At 37.9% G+C, this 19893-nt stretch carries 9 protein-coding genes; all 9 read right to left on the reverse strand.

Annotated features, from left to right (window positions below; translation table 11 throughout):
- Nucleotides 1–548: 548 nt before the first annotated feature.
- Nucleotides 549–3566, reverse strand: coding sequence for a chondroitinase family polysaccharide lyase (locus EM308_RS03135; RefSeq protein ID WP_035638298.1), 3018 nt, complete (start codon nt 3564–3566; stop codon nt 549–551).
- Nucleotides 3567–3824: 258 nt separating this feature from the next.
- Nucleotides 3825–6134, reverse strand: a complete 2310-nt coding sequence (locus EM308_RS03140) for a glycoside hydrolase family 3 N-terminal domain-containing protein (RefSeq protein ID WP_051877828.1) — start codon at nt 6132–6134, stop codon at nt 3825–3827.
- A gap of 48 nt (nt 6135–6182) precedes the next feature.
- Nucleotides 6183–7295 carry a glycoside hydrolase family protein gene (locus EM308_RS03145; protein WP_070261775.1) on the reverse strand — a complete coding sequence of 371 codons (1113 nt, stop codon included), beginning with the start codon at nt 7293–7295 and terminating at the stop codon, nt 6183–6185.
- An 8-nt stretch (nt 7296–7303) separates the two neighbouring features.
- Complete coding sequence (locus tag EM308_RS03150) at nt 7304–9727, reverse strand: glycosyl hydrolase family 95 catalytic domain-containing protein (RefSeq protein WP_051877905.1); 2424 nt, start codon at nt 9725–9727, stop codon at nt 7304–7306.
- 118 nt (nt 9728–9845) lie between these two features.
- Nucleotides 9846–12428 (reverse strand): glycoside hydrolase family 2 protein, encoded by a 2583-nt coding sequence (locus EM308_RS03155; RefSeq protein WP_081907369.1) that lies wholly within the window; start codon nt 12426–12428, stop codon nt 9846–9848.
- 56 nt (nt 12429–12484) lie between these two features.
- Complete coding sequence (locus tag EM308_RS03160; RefSeq protein ID WP_070261777.1) at nt 12485–13600, reverse strand: glycoside hydrolase family protein; 1116 nt, start codon at nt 13598–13600, stop codon at nt 12485–12487.
- A gap of 122 nt (nt 13601–13722) precedes the next feature.
- Nucleotides 13723–15588 carry a glycoside hydrolase family 35 protein gene (locus EM308_RS03165; RefSeq protein WP_035639321.1) on the reverse strand — a complete coding sequence of 622 codons (1866 nt, stop codon included), beginning with the start codon at nt 15586–15588 and terminating at the stop codon, nt 13723–13725.
- A 124-nt stretch (nt 15589–15712) separates the two neighbouring features.
- The gene (locus EM308_RS03170) at nt 15713–18040 is read right to left on the reverse strand and encodes a GH92 family glycosyl hydrolase (protein WP_081907338.1); all 2328 of its coding nucleotides are present in this window, start codon (nt 18038–18040) and stop codon (nt 15713–15715) included.
- A gap of 212 nt (nt 18041–18252) precedes the next feature.
- Entirely contained in the window at nt 18253–19755 is a 1503-nt protein-coding gene (locus EM308_RS03175; protein ID WP_035639320.1) for a crotonobetainyl-CoA--carnitine CoA-transferase, read from the reverse strand.
- Between the last annotated feature and the right edge of the window lie 138 nt (nt 19756–19893).

A 19893-nucleotide genomic window follows, 5' to 3' on the forward strand; every position in this document is an offset into this window, starting at 1 on the left:
ATTCTAACATATGTTGTATTTTGACAACTCTTCCTTAGTTAGTTCGGGCTTTAATAGTAACTACAAAAGATTCTATACTATATCTAAAAACCCTATTTTGAGGATGGATTCATTAAATTTACCAACAATATATTCTTATGAAAATTGATCAAAACAATACTATTTTTCCAAAAAAAAAGAGACAAGCCAGAAGTATGTACTTGTCTCTTTATAGAATTTCTGCTAATTGCTTTTTTCCTACAATATTATTTTAACTTAAAAATCAATTACATTGCTGAGTGAAATATTTTACATAATTGTCTATGCTACTTTACGCTCGGTTTCTTGTGAATGACCACAGAGTGTCACAGATATTATTTCTAATAACAAAAAATATTTTTTTCACATTAATTTATTTTATTCTGTTAATCCTTTTTTATACTAATATTAATTCGTTTGTAACATCATCTAAAATATTCCCTCCAACAAATATTTCAAAATCTCCGGCATCTACTTTTAATTTTAGATTTCATCCAAATAATCTAAATCGGTTGGATTTAATGTAAATATCATTTCTTTAATTCCATCGTATTAGTATATCCATGCCTACACTGCATGATTATAATTGTTGTATCTTCATCATAGTTTACAGACTTCACAAAATCATAATTACCCGTTTTCCATTTACCATTCAAAATGATAGTAAGTGTTACCGGCTCACTATAGGCTATAAAACCACTACGGGTTTCATTGCCTTTACTAAAATTCAAATCGGGTTGTACAGCTCCTAGTGTCAGCGCATTGTCAGCTTTTTGTTGCAACATTAAAATAGAAGGATCTGATACTTCTCTTATTAAGATATCATCATATTTACCCGCTTCAAAAAAAACACAACCCATTGTATTACTCGTTTTATCCAATACGATATGTGCCTTGTTGTCTGCTCTTATAATTTTATAATTAGCAGCATCGGCTTCCGTTTTTGCTTTAAAATTCTGCTGGTCATTCGAAGACATAAATGGGTAAATAACATACTGATACGAAGCATCCTGAGGTGCTGTTCCATGATCAATCCATGCTGCAGCAAAATCACCTTCTGTCTTTTTTATGGCGGTTTCTGGCGATTTTGGCCCATTGTTTACGGAATAGGTACCTAAGTAGGATTGCTGTTTTTTCTTAGACATCTGTATATTCTGTTGTGAGATAACATAATAACCATTACCAAATGGATCAACAATTCTTTTACCAGCTTCGGTACTTATGGGAAAACTGCTTACAGCTCCAGCATCTGTATATACAGGAATAGCATCATCTTTTAGAAAAGTCTGAAAGAGATTGGTTTGCACAGGATATTCCTTATCTACAGCTGAAATATCAGTTCCAATGCAAATGAGTTTATCCCCAAAAGAGAACACCGATTTTTTTGCTTTCAATTTTCCTTCAAAACCTACGCTTCTGTCTGCTGTTAGTCCATCTGAATTAGAACCTTTACTTTCATCCAATATAAAACCAAACACACCATTATTAGTAAGAGTAGCCGCCCCAACAAAGCTTTGTTCAGAAAGAAACATTAATAAAGACTTGGGGGATTCCAACTTTTCAAATGGCAAATGAATTACTGTTGCACCCGGATACCGGTTCCAATCCCAACCTTCCTGAACAAAACCACTTCCTTTTTCTCCTTCGTTATTCAATAACTCTATTGTACCATTGGCAGGATATCTTCCATAGCGATTGTTCCCAACATAAATTTCAGAAGCCCATAAATATTTACTGTATCCTTTTATTAAAGCAGCCCAATCGCTATGACGATGAACAGCCGTTGCAGCATACGGGAATACTGTATAACCAGGCATTTGTTGTGACTTAATCCCTTCTTTGGTAAACAGAGCTACATTATCCTTATCCTCTTTCCATAATCGGATATAGGCCCCAGCTAAATCTTTGTCAATGGCGCTAGTCCCTTGAGGATTACCTGCTTTGGCCATATCGAGAAAGGCACTTTTCAAACTTATAATACTTCCTACAAAAGGATGTCTTCCGTCATTACCAAAACCAGTGTCATATAATTGAGAATAAATGGCGGTAGCCATCAACGCCTTTTTAAAATTCTCGTGTCCAGCCTTACTTATTTTAAATCCAGTACCCGATAATAGATAAAGATTATTACCCATAGTTGAAAAAGCTCCAATCCCATAAGCAGGATAATGCCCAGCGTGATGCCATACCGTCCCATCAGTGCGAAAACCTTCAGCTTTTTCTTTCTGGGAAAGTATAATACTTAGATAACTACTATAGGCATTCAAAAGAGTAACCTGTTTTGCCTTGTCATTATTTAAAAAAGGCTGCAACAAAAATCCAAACGATTGTGTGTTAAGAAAATCGACATCCACCACTTTATCATCGTTTACTATGCGTCCAAAATTGTTAATCCATTGCAAACTTCTTTCTATTTGCGGTAAGATTCCAGCTTCATGCAAGGGCTGCTTCATAATATAAAAAGCCGGAGTCAGTTCTCGTGTCGCATAATATATAACATCTCTACATATATTTGATGCTCCTTCTTGCCAACCTTGATCGAGAAAATACCTACTCGCTAACAAGAACATATCCAAAAGCTCCTCTTTATCCTTCTGATTAGACGTTGTTGCATACGCTTTTGCTATATCCTGTATTAATTGCCCAAAAGGTCTTATTTCGTTATATGTTTTCGACCCTTGCCCCGAAAAATAAAAATAGGTATCATCTTTAGTAGGTATTAAAGGAAGTCCTTTAATCGTTGTTCCATTTTCAAAAATACCCGTTGCAGCAAACCTTTCTTTTAACGAGGCCATATCATATTTGACGGCAGTTGGCAGAAGCTTTTGGTATATTTTGCTTTCAATAAGTGCTAAATCTTTTAGTTGCTTTTCTGACACTTGACTTGACTTGATCTGTTTCAGCAATTGCATATTACTCAATCGCTGACCATCCTTCAAAATACCTTTATCATAAAAAGGACTTATTCCATCAGACAAGCTAAAACGATCGTCAAAATATTTTGAAAAAATAATATCATCAAAATAGAGCTTTCCTCCGTGAGTATTTGAACTCATCTGCACATAGTCAAAATCAAAAGCATCCGTTTCTGATGGTCTATTCCCTTCCATTTTATAAAATGGGATAATCAGTCTTCTCCATCCTGTGAAGTTTAGTGAAACATTAAACCATGCTTCTTCCTTTCCATTTTTCAAAAAACTGATTTTAAAATTGCCTTTTTGTGGCTTTTCATTATATACAGAAAAGAAAAAAGTAGGGCTAAATTTAAAAATACCGGCATAGGTCACATTCTTTGTATCATACGGTATGCCTGAAAAATATCCGGTACCAAAAGAACTCTTTTCATCCTTCCATTCCCATTTTAGCGACTGCTTTCCCATTAAATAGTGTTCATCACTCACTGATAGTGCCTCTTTATCTGAAGATTGGTACTTCAGTAGCGTTTTAGCATTTTCAAAAGACTCTACAATAGGTTTTGTCTCTGGTGATTGCGCAAAAACTGGAACACTTATACTATAAAAAAACAGTAAATAAAATATTTTTTTCATTTTGGTATATACTTTGACATTTCCTTTTTTTGAACCCGATGTTCTTATACTTCATTAAGCTCCCTTTTTATCAAACTTATTCTTTATTATTCACCTGAGCTTAAATTTATTTTGTATTGGATACTAGACCTTATAAATATCTAATTACTAACATATAATACCTACAAGGTCCCGAAAAATACCTTGCAGGAACATCAAGCGACATAATTTAATTTGTAAATCAATCTATGACATATTAATTGAAATAAAGATATTAGATTACTTTTTTTGTACCAATGTAAATTTATTGGTAACACCATCCACACTATTTCCTCCAACAAATATTTCAAAATCTCCGGCATCTACTTTTGGTTTTAGATTTTCATCCAAATAGCTCAAATCAGATGAATTTAATGTAAAAGTTACCGTTTGCGTTCCTCCGGCAGGAATACTTACACGTTGAAACGCCCTCAACTGTCTAGGAGCTTGGGTTACATGCTTGGTATGCAAATTCGTAAAATACAATTGTACTATTTCATCTCCATCTCTACTGCCTGTATTGGTTATATTTACAGACAATTCTATCTTTTCGTCTGTCGAAAATTTATCTTTTGCAAATTTGATGGCTCCATATTGAAACGTGGTATAAGACAATCCGAAACCGAAAGGATATAAACAGTAATATCTATCTTTAGAAACAATTCCATTGACTTTAGTTTCTGGATACTCTGCAACACTTCCTTCCCTTCCATAAGGACGAGTAATTTGTGTCAAAGGAATCTGCCCTGTATGTCTTGGTATAGTTACGGTAGTCTTACCCGATGGGTTCACTTTCCCTGCCAATATTTCGGCAAGAGCATTCCCTCCTTCTTCTCCAGCAGGAAACATTTGCAAAACGGCATCCACTTTATCAATCCAGTTTAGCATAGTTACAGGTCGGCTATCATCCAACACAACAATCACAGGTTTGCCCAAACTGCTAATTGTTTTTATAAGTTCTTCTTGAACACCCATCAAGTTTAAATCGATGCGGTCTTGCGATTCACCACCAGTCACACTATATTGTCCTCCCATCACCAATACGATTATATCCGATTGTTTTGCAATATTGACCGCTTCTTCAAAGCCAGTTGTATCCTTACCGGTAAGCGTACAACCTTTCGCATAACGAATAGTGGCTGTTGAACCAAAAATATTTTTTATTCCATCTACAGGACTAACACTAGGCACTCCGGCAGATGAATACCCTCCTAATTGAGCCACATTGGCATTAGGTCCGATAACAGCTATACTCTTAGCTGTCGCTGCGATTGGCAGTACATTGTTTTTATTTTTCAACAATACAATACTTTCTTCTGCTGCTTTTTTTGCCAATGCTCTAAACTCAGGAGCATTACATAATTTGGTAGCCTGAGTAGTATCTTCAATATAAGGATGTTCGAACAGTCCCATCTCAAATTTTACACGCAGAATTCGTTTTACGCTTTCATCAATTACCGATTGGTCAATATTTCCTTTTTTAACCTCATCTACTAATTCTACATAAGCTTTGTATCTAGGTAAATCAACATCCAAACCTGCCTTGGCACATATCACAGCTGCCTCTCCTTTTGATTCGGCTATTTTGTGCATGCCCATGGTATGTACTACACCACTCCAATCCGACACGGTATAGCCGGTAAATCCCCATTCTTTCCTCAATATATCGGTAAGCAGCCATTTATTGGCATGGCAAGGCACTCCGTCTATGGCATTATAGGCCGCCATTAACGATTTTGCATGCGCTTCGGTTACCGCTGCTTTATAAGGAACCAAATGAATTTCTCTTAGCTCTCTTTCACTCAAAGAAACATTAGCTGCATCCAACCCATTGGAAGGTACAAAATTTGCAGCAAAGTGTTTCGGCGTGCAGATAACTCCATTTTGTTGTACATTCTTGATAAATTCAACAGCAAAACGGGAAGCCAAATAAGGGTCTTCCCCATACGTTTCTTCCATTCTCCCATGACGTGGATCCCTTGCCAAATCAAGTACTGGGCTCAATGCCTGTCTGATACCTCGACTATAAGCTTCTTTTCCGATAGCATCTGTTATTTTTTTCATAAGTGGTAAGTCCCATGTACAAGAAAGTGCAATAGACTGAGGATAAGTAGTAGCACCAAAGCCTTTTACTCCATGCAAAGCCTCATCATTTATAAGTGTAGGAATACCTAATCTCGTTTCTTCTACGGCAACTTTTTGAATTTCATTGACTGTTTTAACTCCTTTCGCAGCATCCATATCGGTTGTAGGACAACTAATATGACCAGTACCGTGGGATTTCATTTGCTGACGGATATAATCGATAGAGTACACCCCACTACTTTTGAATATTTCGTCTCCATCTCCCAAACGCAAAGCACACATTTGGTATACTTTTTCTTCGAGAGTCATTCGTGCCAGTAAATCATTCACCCGCTTCTCAACTGGAAGAGCGGGGTTCTTATAAGGTAAAATTTTACCATCAGATTTTGTTTGCGCGATAATTGCTCCGTTGAAAAGCAAAGAAACAATAACTGCTGATACTGTAGTTGGCAATAAAAATTTCATTTTTTTTATTTATTAAAATTCTATTTAAAAACACTTTGAGACAATTGTCTATTTTTTAAACGGTATTACAACATTCCATGAGTGCGTACCATATTCAAAACCACCTGGGCCATCCATTGTGGCAAAAAAGAAATAGGCTGGCTTTCCATTTTCAAAATAGATAAAAGGTCTTTCCAGTTGTCCCATCGTTTCTGTTTTGCCATCATTGTAACGGAGCGTTCGCGAATAGGCTTTAGGTGAATCTGCAACAGTCCAGTGAATAGCATCTTTTGAATTGGCTAATACTCCTGCACCTTTCTCTCCAGTATATTTCGCAACGTGATCTTTGAAAACCACATGATACCCTTTTTTGTCCTTCCAAAAGAAAGGGTCTTCAATCTCCGGCTGACCGGGACCACCTAATACGGGTTGTCCGTTATTCAATACTTCGAACTTATCGTAGATACTTTTGGCACGAGCCATTCCAAAACACATGCCCGAATACTTATCATTCCCCACATAACTACGGGCTTTAAACATCAACAAAACAGAACCGTCTTCTTCAATAATTGGACTTGGATTGGAAGTCAGAAAACTGTAAAAAGTATCTGGTTTTGTTTCCAAAACAGGTCTGTCAAAACGTTTCCAAGGGCCGTAAGGCGAATCGGCAATGGCAACACCCACTCGCTTGTTACTACGGCCTACAATACACCATTTGCTAGCTAGGTTGAAATCTTGTTTATTAGGTTCTTCGAAAGGATGCGTAGATCCCATATAATACAGTATATACTTGTTTTTGTATCGCAATATACGAGGATTGTGCGTAGAACGACCATCCCAGTATTGTGCACCACGAGCAGGCAAAGCCACATCCGAAAATGTGTATGGGCCTTCGGGTTTATCTGATATCGCGTGCACTACTTCTGATGCTACCATCCAACCCGGATGAAACAATATACTATCTGGCCATCGGGAAGCAAACATATGATATTTCTTGTCACCCCCTTTTACAACAGAACTACACCACACCCAATACCCTTTCATGGAAAAAGCAGGCGTTCTATAGGCTTCTCCCAACTGGCTATAAATTGGGTTGGCTGTAGCTGCTTTTTGTCCCTCACATTCATGAACGTTTATCAATTGTATTAGTACAATCAAAACAATTGCGAAATGTCTTTTCATTTTTTTCTTTATTTCCCTCTAATCAAATTAAATTGGCTGTCAAACTTGTATTTCTTTCCGGCAATCAAGTCCACCTCTTTTTGCTTTCCATTATATACAAATGTACAATGATTGGTTTCCCCTGCATGAATAGTAGCTGACACCAATTTTCCGTCTTTCCATTGTATATCTAACTTATGGCCACCGTGAATACGTGTCCCCAATAAATGCCCTTGCGGGAAAGTTGCTGCACAGGCTGGCAAAAATTCAACACGTCCGGGTTGCGAAAACACCATCATATCGGCCAGCAATCGCTGCAAACTCAACACCGAATCAAGATTGTAAATAGCATGCTCTGGATTATGAGAAGTAACAAGACCGTTGTACACATAATTACGTTGGGCAAAACGATTAAGATTAGCCAACACTTTTTCCTTTTCGTGCAACCTAGTAGCCATCAATGCCAAATGAATAAGACCATGAGCCGATTCAGTATCCGATTCAAAACGCTTACCCAAAGCCACTCTTGCAGCCTCTACTAGAGCTGGATCAGCACCTGGTTCAAAGAACTCTCTACCTGGGAAAACAGGATAGAGATGCGAATTGTGTCGGTGTTTATAATTATCTTCAAACGGTAAAGTTATCCATTCAGCCAAAGCGCCATCAGCATTAATGCGATAAGGAACCAACTTATCGTGGTATTCTTTCCATTTTGCCATATCTGACTGATCAAGATTAAACATTTTTCCCAATTTCAATAAATGGTCAAATACTTCACGAGCCACTGCTATTTCGAAAGTAGCATCTTTTGAAAGCGTACTGCCTTGTCCTTTAACTCCATTTTCTGGTGAAATCCCAGGGGATATATGATAGTACCCATCTTTATCTTTGGTAAGATAGTCTTCATAAAACTGTGCCATTTCCTGATATAAAGGTAAAACACGCTTGCGCAGAAAAGCCATATCTCCATAAAGCATTCCGTGCTCATAAAAAGGCATTAGGTTCCATCCTGCACCACCTGGCCAATACATCCATGGAAGCCCCGGAGTAAAATGATTAAGATATCCTTTTTCTGGATCACTGTAATGAGGTACCAAGAAGCCACGACAACCCAAATAACTGCTGGCATTAAGTCTCCAGGCGGGTAATAATCTTTCTACATAACCAAAATACGATTCGGCACATTCGGCCAAATCACCAGTTGAGATACCCGAAATAGCAAGGTTGACATTAGTATCCATCACAAAGCCACCAATCCATGAAGGTGTCCATCCACCTCCCCAAATGCCTTGCAGTGGTGGCGGAAAATCTCCAGACGAAGATATGAGCAAGTATCGCCCCATGGCATGCATCTGCTCAAGAAATAGAGGTGTTATCCCTTTTTCATGCGCTTCTTCCAACATTTTCTCTGTTGGCGTGCTTTTCCAAAGATCTGCACAACCCAGATCAAACACTACACGACGAAACATCTCGCCATGTTGCGAGGCATGTGGCAACAACAGTTTATCATAGTCTGCAGAAATCAAAGAAAGCTCATTACGAGTGGCTATTTCCTGTGAAGTGCAACCAAATTCTAATGGTGTTATACGTACTAATATCGTGACCTCATTAGTATTTTCTATCTTAAGTTGATTATTCTCCACACGCATTTGTCCACCATTTGCAACTACCCGAGCCAAACCTTCATAACCGCCGGGATCTTGCGAATATTGTGCATGATAGCTCAACCAGCCCGATGCTTCTGCTTTACTACTTGTATTAAGAAAAACCTTGTCCAATTCAAAACCGCTGGCCTTTCCTGTACGGCCGGGAGTTTCGGCAAGATTGAGTGTTAATTCCAGTTTTTTTCCTGCTGATGATTTAATCCTGATTACATTAACATTATCAATCCTAGATGAAAATACACTTTCCTCTACGGTACCCTGTTCATCTTTCCATTGGGCTTTTGCTTCCCCGGTTTCCAAATTCAGCTCACGTCGATAAGCAGATACTGCTCCAACCTTTTTTACATTCATTTGTACATCAAATGCTGGATGCGGAAATAAAGGCCACATATTTGTGGCTCCCATAGCATCCAACTGCTTACGAGCTTCACCTGTGCTAAGACGTGCAGCCTCGCCAAACTTAGCTGAATCACTCAACTTTCTCATCTCTGGAAGCAGGTTGGCAAGGTTGGCCACCGCTACTTTGTGTCGATCCCAAGCGCGAACAAAAAGTTTTTCATGTACACAAATAATCCGCTCCTCACCCGCGTTCCCTGTAAACATAGTTCCGTGACGACCATTTCCCGTTACAAATGCGTCTTCCCACTTAAGTGCTGGTTTATCAGACCATACAATCCATTGTCGAGACGGATTGCCTGACTTATCAGCTGTTTTCTTTACTTGTGCGGAAAGCGAAGCAACAGCTGTCACCGCTCCAAAAAGAAAAATTATCTTTAATAGTGATTTCATTTATTTAATAAGTTAGTTCATTTATTTAATAAGGATAATAAATACAAATAATTCGCAATTCATTTTTTTTATATAAAGTCGTAAAAAACACCCCTTTTAATCTATCAATACTCATCCCTTAATTTGATGTCTTTCCGAAAACTTCCACTTCGCTCATAGAAATTTCTTTGGCGGAGTCCAAAAAGTTGATTCTTAAAAATCTACCTATCGATTTGCTATCTATGTCTATTGACTGTTTCTTACTAGTTCCATCTCCCTTGAGGATGGAATCTGCTATTTTTTCCCAAAGCTGGCCGTCTTTGGAAATCTCTATACGTATTGCCACAGAGCCCAATACTGGAAGAGCAATACTAACTTTATTAACAACATATAAGTTTTCAAGATCAATCTGCCACCATTTTTTCTGCTCATTGCCCACTGCCTTCCAATAAGAGGCTTCATCGCCATCATTAGCTTTATTTGCCGTTCTGCCTTCCATTTCGCTACTGGCACGAGTGGGTTTCTGGATGGCAATATTTATATTAGAATTTGGTTGCCCCGAAACATTCGTTGTATATCGAACGTAGGGTCTGTCTGGTGTTTTAGGAGTTATCCCTTCAGAATATATCGGATAACCCTGAGTCTCGATAATGATGGTATCGTATTTTAACCCAGCAGAAGATGCTTTGATAACCGTCTTGCCACCCTCATAAGAGCGAAACTCTATGGCCGCTTTTCCGTCCCTGATATAAATATCTGATTGGTTGCTAAATGTGATTGTCCTTCCTGTAGGAAACTCTCCGGGACCTGATATAATCTCAAAGGTAACGTCAGGACTATTATTGATTGGTTTTCCATCTTGGTTTTGTACTGTTACGATAAGTTGAACATCATCGGTTCCATCAGTTCCGTTAATGACTTTTTTTGAAGCAGTAAGACTTAATTTTGATGGAATACCAGATTGAGCCACCTCGGGTGGTGCAATATGCTTATACTCATTTCTATACCAATAATATTGGTTTTTGGGCATACGGAAATAATCAATCATACCCATTTTCCCAAATTTCCCAGCACGGGTTCCGTAATCAAAAGCACACCACAATGCCTGTCCGCTTCTCCAAGGGAATTCCTCTTTCTGAAGCTCACCAAAACCAGGATCATATTTTCCGGGACGGATGGCAATAACCGACCCATATTCAGTGACTACACTTGGAATACCTGGATTAATAAATAGTCGTGTGCCATCCCCGTTATAACCGGCTATATCCCCGAGTTTGTCAATATCTCCTCTTTGGCATCCGCCAATACCAACCAAGCGAGTTGAGTCGAGTTCATGGGTAAGTTTGGTCAAATCTTTTAGAAAAACACGTATCTTGTCTATTGTACCCTTTCCTGTGAAAAAAGGCTCATTACACATACTCCATGCTATAATAGAAGGATGATTGCGGTGTATACGCACCATTTCCTTAAGATTTGTTTTTACACTTTCTTCAAAAAAAGGCTGATCGTCGGCATTTACTGGGTATGCCCCAGCACCCTCGAACCAATTATCACTTTCACGTTGGTTGCCTCCAGATCCCCAAAAATCATTTTCTTCCCATAATAGTACTCCCAAACTATCACATGCTTCGGAAAAAGCGGGGTCATGAGGGTAATGTGAACCCCGTATGAAATCCATGCCGCAGTCTTTAATCATTTTCACATCCCTTATAATGGCTGCATTAGTTACCGCACTTGCCCAACCAGCATGATCCTGATGTACATTTGCACCTTTAAAATAGTAATGTTCTCCGTTAAGAAAAAATCCTTTGTCAGCCGTCCATTTCATCCAACGAAAACCAAATTTTGTTTCATAACGATCCAACAGTAAATTACCATCAAATATCGTAGTAACGGCTTTATAAAGAAACGGATGATCAGGGTGCCATAATAAAGGAGATTTTACTGCTCCAGTGGTTTGTTCAACAGTCACTGTAGCACCAGTTTCTATTTTGCTGTTTGACATTGACTTTGCCACAATCTTACCGGAAGGGGCAACAATCTCTGTTTTGATTGTGTAATTTTTGGATTGTTGACTGTCATTTTTTATTTCTGTCTTAATATTCACTACACCTTTTTCTTTAGAAACTCTAGGTGTAGTAACAGCTGAACCGTACCAAGTCACGTGAACTGGATTGGTTACCACCAGATAAACATCCCGATAGATACCACCAGTAAAATTATGGTCTCCATTTCGGGGAGCCAATCTAGCATTCCAGTTATTATTAAGTCTTACTGCCAATACGTTACGCCCCGGTTTCAATTTACTGGAAATATCAAATGTAAAACCAGTGTACCCTCCTTGATGTGTACCAACCAATTCACCGTTTACGAATATTTCTGCCTCCCGGAAGGCGGCTTCAAATTCTATAAAGATTTGTTTGCCTTTCCAACTCGACGGAATATCAAAATATTTGCGATACCAACCATATCCGGTGTACCATTGTGCCGACTGAAAATAGGGAATACTAAAATTATGTGGCAGACTTATATTACTCCAATCAGCGTCATTATAATTGGCGGCTTTCGCCAATGCATCATCGCCTAATTTAAATTTCCATTCTCTGTTGATATTGATTTTCTCACGGACAGTAGATTCTACTTTAGTATTCTGCCCATAAAACATAAATACTGATGTCAGCAATAAAATCATCGTCAAATTTCTTATTCCTAATAAAAGCATAATATATATTCTAATTAGTTTTAATTATTATCAAGATCAAGAACCGATTAATTATTTTATAAATTTTTAAAAGGCACTACAACATTCCATGAGTGCGTACCATATTCAAAACCACCTGGGCCATCCATTGTGGCAAAAAAGAAATAGGCTGGTTTTCCATTTTCAAAATAGATAAAAGGTCTTTCCAGTTGTCCCATCGTTTCTGTTTTACCATCATTGTAACGAAGTGTTCGCGAATAGGCTTTAGGTGAATCTGCAACAGTCCAGTGAATAGCATCTTTTGAATTGGCTAATACTCCTGCACCTTTCTCGCCAGTATATTTCGCAACGTGATCTTTGAAAACCACATGGTACCCTTTTTTGTCCTTCCAAAAGAAAGGGGCTTCAATCTCAGGCTGACCGGGACCACCTAATACGGGTTGTCCGTTATTCAGCACTTCAAACTTATCATAAATACTTTTGGCACGAGCCATTCCAAAACACATGCCCGAATACTTATCGTTACCCACATAACTGCGGGCTTTAAACATTAGTAAAACAGAACCGTCTTCTTCAATAATCGGACTGGGATTGGAAGTCAGAAAACTGTAAAAAGTATCTGGTTTTGTTTCCAAAACAGGTCTGTCAAAACGTTTCCAAGGGCCGTAAGGCGAATCGGCAATGGCAACACCCACTCGCTTGTTACTACGGCCTACAATACACCATTTGCTAGCTAGGTTGAAATCTTGTTTATTAGGTTCTTCGAAAGGATGCGTAGATCCCATATAATACAGTATATACTTGTTTTTGTATCGCAATATACGAGGATTGTGCGTAGAACGACCATCCCAATATTGTGCACCACGAGCAGGCAAAGCCACATCTGAAAATGTGTATGGGCCTTCAGGTCTATCTGATATCGCGTGTACCACCTCTGATGCCACCATCCAACCCGGATGAAACAATATACTATCTGGCCATCGGGAAGCAAACATATGATATTTCTTGTCATCCCCTTTTACAACAGAACTACACCACACCCAATACCCTTTCATGGAAAAAGCAGGCGTTCTATAGGCTTCTCCCAACTGGCTATAAATTGGGTTGGCTGAATCTGTTTTTTGTGCCCAACTTGATTGAATACTTATTAACTGTAATAGTACAATCAAACCTATTGTAAAATAATTTTTCATTTCTATAATTTTTGTTCAATATCAAGAGTAAAAAAACTGATACCTATTTCAGAAACTGCTTGAAAATAAAAACATCAAGAAGTTTCTTACTCTAAAACAGTATTTACAAAAACAGCTTACTTTTATTTAACATTCTCTTTTTCAGGTCTTAAATCATCCAAAATTGGAGTTTCGATTGCACTTACATTGGTTTGAATCTTGTCATTTTTTTGTTCGAAAATCACAATTTCATTAGCGCCTTCTTTCAGCCAACAACCTGGAAGATATAATGTTTGTTGTGGTCCAACACTCCAATAACGTCCAAGATTAATTCCATTAACAAACACAATTCCTTTACCCCAATCACGCATATCTAGGAACGTATCGCCTTTTTTCGATACATTAAAAGTTCCTTGATAAATAGCAGGCTGCCCAGCTTTGGCATTACTTTTGGCAGTCGCTAGATTTGGCATCTTGTCCATAGGAAACGCATACATATTCCAATCACCTGTGATAGTTTCACCATTAATAATCACTGGAGAAATAATTCCCTTGGTACTGCTGGTGATTTTTGAATCGTAATTGATACGCCCCATATTTTCGACAATAATATCCAAAGTCGAATTGAAAGGTATATCGATCGTACACTCGTAATTGTTATAATAGCTATTCAATTCGGCTACTTTTTTGCCATTAACGTACACAAGCGCATAATCACGAAGCCCTTTTAATTCTAATTTTCCGTTAATAGGCTGATTGAATTTTCTACTGTACCAAACATAACCATGCCCTTGGTTCAATTCCTCAAAAGTCAGCGGTTTTTCATTTTCTACTGGTTTTATTTTGTCTTTTAATGACTCCAGAGAGATTGCTTTGGTCAATTTAATTCCAGGAATTGATATCACCTTAATTTTAGCAGGAACAGCGGGTGTTTTTGAATCTTTCAACAATTCACGTATGGCGTTGTATTCTTCAGTTGACCAACCTGCTTCAGTAATAGGAGCATCATAATCATAAGACGTTAAGTCGGGCTGAATGTCATGACTCTTGTTGTAATTGGCTCCAGAAGTAAATCCGAAATTAGTTCCTCCGTGTACCATATAGTAGTTAAAGGAAACTCCTGCATCAATGTATTTTTTTGTTTGGTTGATTGTTCTTTCGAACCCCCTTCTTGGGAAAGGTTCTGCCCAGTGCATCAACCAGCCTGGGTAAAATTCGGCAACCATATAAGGGCCTTTTCCATCATGATATTTGTCAACAACTTCTTTGAGTTTGTTCACATCATTTTCACCGTTGGCTGTTGGCAAAGCTCCCGGAAGTGACCCTCCATCAAACAACCAACTTCCATCCGAAGTAAAGAAAGGTACATTGAAACCAAGATCTTTTAGTTGTTGAAAAACGGCGGAGCTGTATTTTTTGTGATCTTCATTCGAAATATCCTTACGCTGTGAAACAAAGGAACCAAATTCATTTTCTCCCTGAACCATGATAATTGGACCTCCATTGGTTATCAATAAATTTTTTACCTGACCATAAAGTTGCGTAAAATATGTTTTTACTGCGGCCAAATATTGTGGGTTGTTTTCGCGAATCACCATTCCCGGTACATTTTTCAAAAACCAAGGATACCCTCCAAATTCCCACTCGGCGCAAACATAAGGGCCTGGACGCAATATCACATACAATCCTTCTTCTTGAGCCATTTTGATGTATTCGGCAACATTTCGGTTTCCGGTTTTAAAATCCCAAACTCCCGGTGCTACTTCATGGTAGTTCCAAAAAACATAAGTTGCCACGGCATTTAATCCCATGGCTTTTATCATTTGCAATCGATGACGCCAATATTCTTTCGGAATTCTAGAATAGTGCATTTCCCCGCTGTGTATTTGAATGTTTTTTCCATCCAAAACAAAATTACCATCTGTTATGGCAAAGGTGTGCTTTTTTTGTCCAATTGCATTTACCGTTAACAAAAGGAATAAAAATAAAGTAAAAAAGTTTTTCTTCATGCTAAGTTTATTTAATATCAATGATTACTGATTTGGGTTATGCTTTTGTTTTGAATTAAAATTAAAACTTGATTATTTTTAAGATTAGCTAAAATTTAATTTTTTATAATGAATAAAATCCTCCTTATATTCCCCAATTTACATTTGGCTGAGGCCCCAACACCAATTCTAATGTTCCTCCTTTTGCCAATACATCGTGGCTAAGCCAACACTTATCATATGGCTTTCCATTTAATTTAGCCGATTGAATGTATTTATTTTGAAGAGAATTGTTTTTGGTAATGATGGTGAATTTTTTCCCAGATGCATATTTAGTATCCAACTGAATGCTGATAGTGTTAAATATTGGTGTGCAAATCTGATAGCGATTATCACCCGGACAAAGCGGATGCAAGCCCGAAGCTGCCAATACATACCAAGCCGACATTTGCCCTACATCTTCGTTGCCCACCAATCCCAATTCGGCCGAATTGTGATAAGCGTTTTCGCAAATTAACCGAGCCCATTTTTGGGTTAACCAAGGTTTCCCCAAGGCATTAAACATAAAAGGAACATGGTGTACCGGTTCGTTGGCATGGTTGTAATAATCGTTCCACTTCATATCGGCAGGCACCTTGTCAAAAAAATTCTCCAGATCATTCACTGTTTTTTCCTTGCCCCCAATCAATTGTGTCAAGCCTTCTATATCGTGCGGTACAAACCAGCCTTGCTGATAAGGATTACTCTCTGTACAGCCATATAGTTGTTTTAGCCTTCCTTCAGCTGGCCACGGCAACCAGGCTCCACTTTTATCTTTGGGCCTGAACCATCCTACTGTAGGATCAAAAAGGTTTTTATAATGAAAAGATTGCTCCGTGTACTTTTTATAGTTGGCTGGCTTATTTAATTGCTCAGCCAGTTGCGCCATACACCAAGCCGAATACGAATATTCTAATGTTTTTGATATGCTGGGATCATAACCTAATTCTGCCGTACCAAACTTATCAACCGTATTTTTAGAAAAAGTATAGGCTTTATCGATATTGTAATTTCTGATACCTTTACGGTAAGCATCGGCTATTACCACGACTGCGGGATTACCCAACATACATCCACTATAGGCATTTAAAAATTCCCATCTTTCCAGGTACTGCGTTTTATTTTCATCAGCCAGTTCCACCAGCGAATTAATCATATCGTTTACCACGGTTGGATTAATGATGGTTTGCAAAGGCATTTGGCTTCGAAACACATCCCAACCGCTGAAAATAGTCCGCTTTGTAAATTTATCGGAATGATGTACTTGATTATCTCCTCCAGTATAGTTTCCATCGACATCGGTAAAGCTACGAGGATCAATCATGGTATGATAGAGTGACGTATAAAAAATTGTTTTCTGGTCTTCGGTTCCTCCAGATACTTTCATCTTCCCAAGTGCCTTATTCCATAAATCAAAACTCTTTTTCCTTTCGTTTTTAAAATTCCAGTCTTTAATTTCAGCCTCTAGATTCTTGCGGGCACCTTCCATATTTACAAAAGATATTCCTGCTTTGAGTAATACCGCTTCTTCTTTACCAGTTTCAAATTCGGTATAAAAACCGATATGCTTTCCTTGCTTTTCTTTGCATTGCTCATGGATAGTTGCATTGGCTGCTACCGTCTGAAATGCAACGCTTTCAATAGTCTCTCTTTTACGATTGGCATCTGATGGAATATTCACTTCCCACACACCATATTTTTTTAATGGCTTGCTGAATTGGGCATAGAAATACACCACATAATCAGGTTTTCCGTTCCCGTTGCCCCAACCTCCGCCAGTGGCATCACATTTCATCCAACCTTCGATAGTATTATCGTTTACTACTTTTACATACTGTTCTGTAGAAGTACCGCCAACTCTTCGGGCTAAATCAATTTGAATGCGGGATTGTTTATTGGCCGGATAAGTAAACTGCATGATACCACTATGAGGCGCGGCTACCATCTCGGCCTTAACTTGATAGTCCGTTAATTCGACTGAATAATAGCCTGCTTCAGCTTTTTCCGATTTTTTATCATACAAAGAACGATAGCCACTGATACCTTCTTTTTCTCTTCCCGAATTGGTTTTAAGTTGACCTGTAGTGGGCATCACCAAAAAGTTACCCAAATCACCATACCAGCCAATTCCACTCATTTGTGTAAAAGCAAAACCTTCTATAGACTTATGCTCATAACTATAACCTGCTCCGTTATCTCCTCCGGTAATTGTATTGGGGCTGAGTTGGGTTAACCCAAATGGTGTAACTGCACCCGGAAAGGTTTTTCCCAAACCATGATAGCTACCAGCCAATGCAGTGTTATTACTTGATCCGATAAATGGATTAACGTAATAGGCCAGCGATTTCTCCTTTGTTGTTGTTGTTTGTTGCCCGATTACTTGTAAAGTAAACAAACAACATACAACCAAATTCATTATAATTATTTTCTTCATATATTATATTATTTTCTAATGACTATTATTCCTTGCAAGAAACAACTACTTTACATTTTTTAATTTTAACGAATTCCAACAAAATAAGAATACTATGTAAAACTTAGCGAATTTAATCGTATTGTACTCTTCCAAATACTTGTGATTAATAATACTGCCCACAAACAGCCTTTTACAAACTGGTTTTCAGCCATTATAGGTTAATTAAAATGTTATTTCTTTTCGGGTACATTAATTACGCAAATTTCATTAATAGAAGGCAAGGCTGTTGCCTTTATTACTTTAAATCTAAGTTTACTTGTTTTATAAGGATGCGGGAAACGAATTACTTTACAATCTCCCATAGGTTCATCGCCTAGAAAAATTGTTACCCAACTACCGTTTTGTAAAATATCTATACTGTATTGCTGAATGCGTGGTATGCGTATTTGCGAAAAATTATCGGGCAAATTCTTTTCATCCTGCGCTTCAAAAATACTAATCTTGTTAAACGACTCCTTTTCATTCAATGACATCTCTACGGTTGCCAATGTATCAGCCGCTGTCCAATGGCTGTCCAGTTTTCCATCATTTATTGCACTGCCTTCGTAAACTTTGCCTTTATCATCTTTCCATACACTTGATGCAGTTACAGGTTTATTGAAAGAAATAAATTGTCCATTTTTTGGTAATGGTTTTCCAAGAGACAACCCCAATCGTTTACCCAATGCAATAGCAGCATTAGCTTCATATTCTCTAATTCTACCGGTTTGATCAGGAGGTATGTTCATTACCAATGAATTATTATTATCGGTACACCAATAAAACAATTCTTCCATTTCATCAAGGTCTCTCACAGGCAACTGAACTGATTTTTGGAACCAATTATATCGTTTACTGATACAGATTGTATGCTCAAAAGGAAGATAATAGGATTTCCCTTCGTGCAGGTATTGTTTTTTATCAAACTTGGTAATGTACTTGGGATCCCACAAACGAAAATCGGATGGAAAATACTGAAAGAAATATTTGTTGTCTTCTGTCATATCTGATGGAAGTGCAAATTTTCTTTTACCTTCTTCATACACAATAGTGTGATTTACGCTTACCGCACAGTTGGGATTCATTTTTTTAACCAAAGAATACAACTGATCAATTCCCCAATACTGTGGTTTTCTGTCCCAGCCACCATCAAGCCACAATTCACAAACCGATTTATCAATTGTAAAAAGTTCTGTCAACTGGTTCTTCATATAATCAATATACTTCTGCGGATCTTTGTCTTTATAAGAAGGTTCGTGTCTGTCCCACAACGAATAGTACAAGGCAAATTTAATTCCATATTTTTTACAAGCATCTGATACTGCTTTTACCACATTTGTTTTTACGGGTGATGACGCCACATCATAATCGGTGTATTTACTGTCCCACAAACAAAAACCATCGTGATGTTTAGTAATTAGTAATACATAGCGAAATCCTGCTTCTTTTGCCACACGCACCCATTGATCCGGATCTAGATTTGTGGGGTTATAAGACGACACAGGTAATGTCCCATCACTCCACTCTACATCGTTAAATGTATTCAAACCAAAATGCATAAACATACCATAACCTCTTTTCATCATTTCCTGTTGGGCAAGATTGGGTTGGGTAGATGGTACTTGTATTTGAGCCTGACATGGGTAAAATAGTATGGCACATATCATCAAAGCTAGTAACTTCAGTTCTTTCATACTCTTATTTTTTATCTATCAATAATTTCGTTTTACTTTTAAAAATATATTTTAACATTTCAGAAGGGTGTGTCAAATTCAAAATTGTCCAAGCTGTCCACAGCCGTAAAAAGAGAATAAACTTGTTTCTCAGCAACA

The organism is Flavobacterium gilvum (assembly GCF_001761465.1).
GTDB classification, from domain to species: domain Bacteria; phylum Bacteroidota; class Bacteroidia; order Flavobacteriales; family Flavobacteriaceae; genus Flavobacterium; species Flavobacterium gilvum.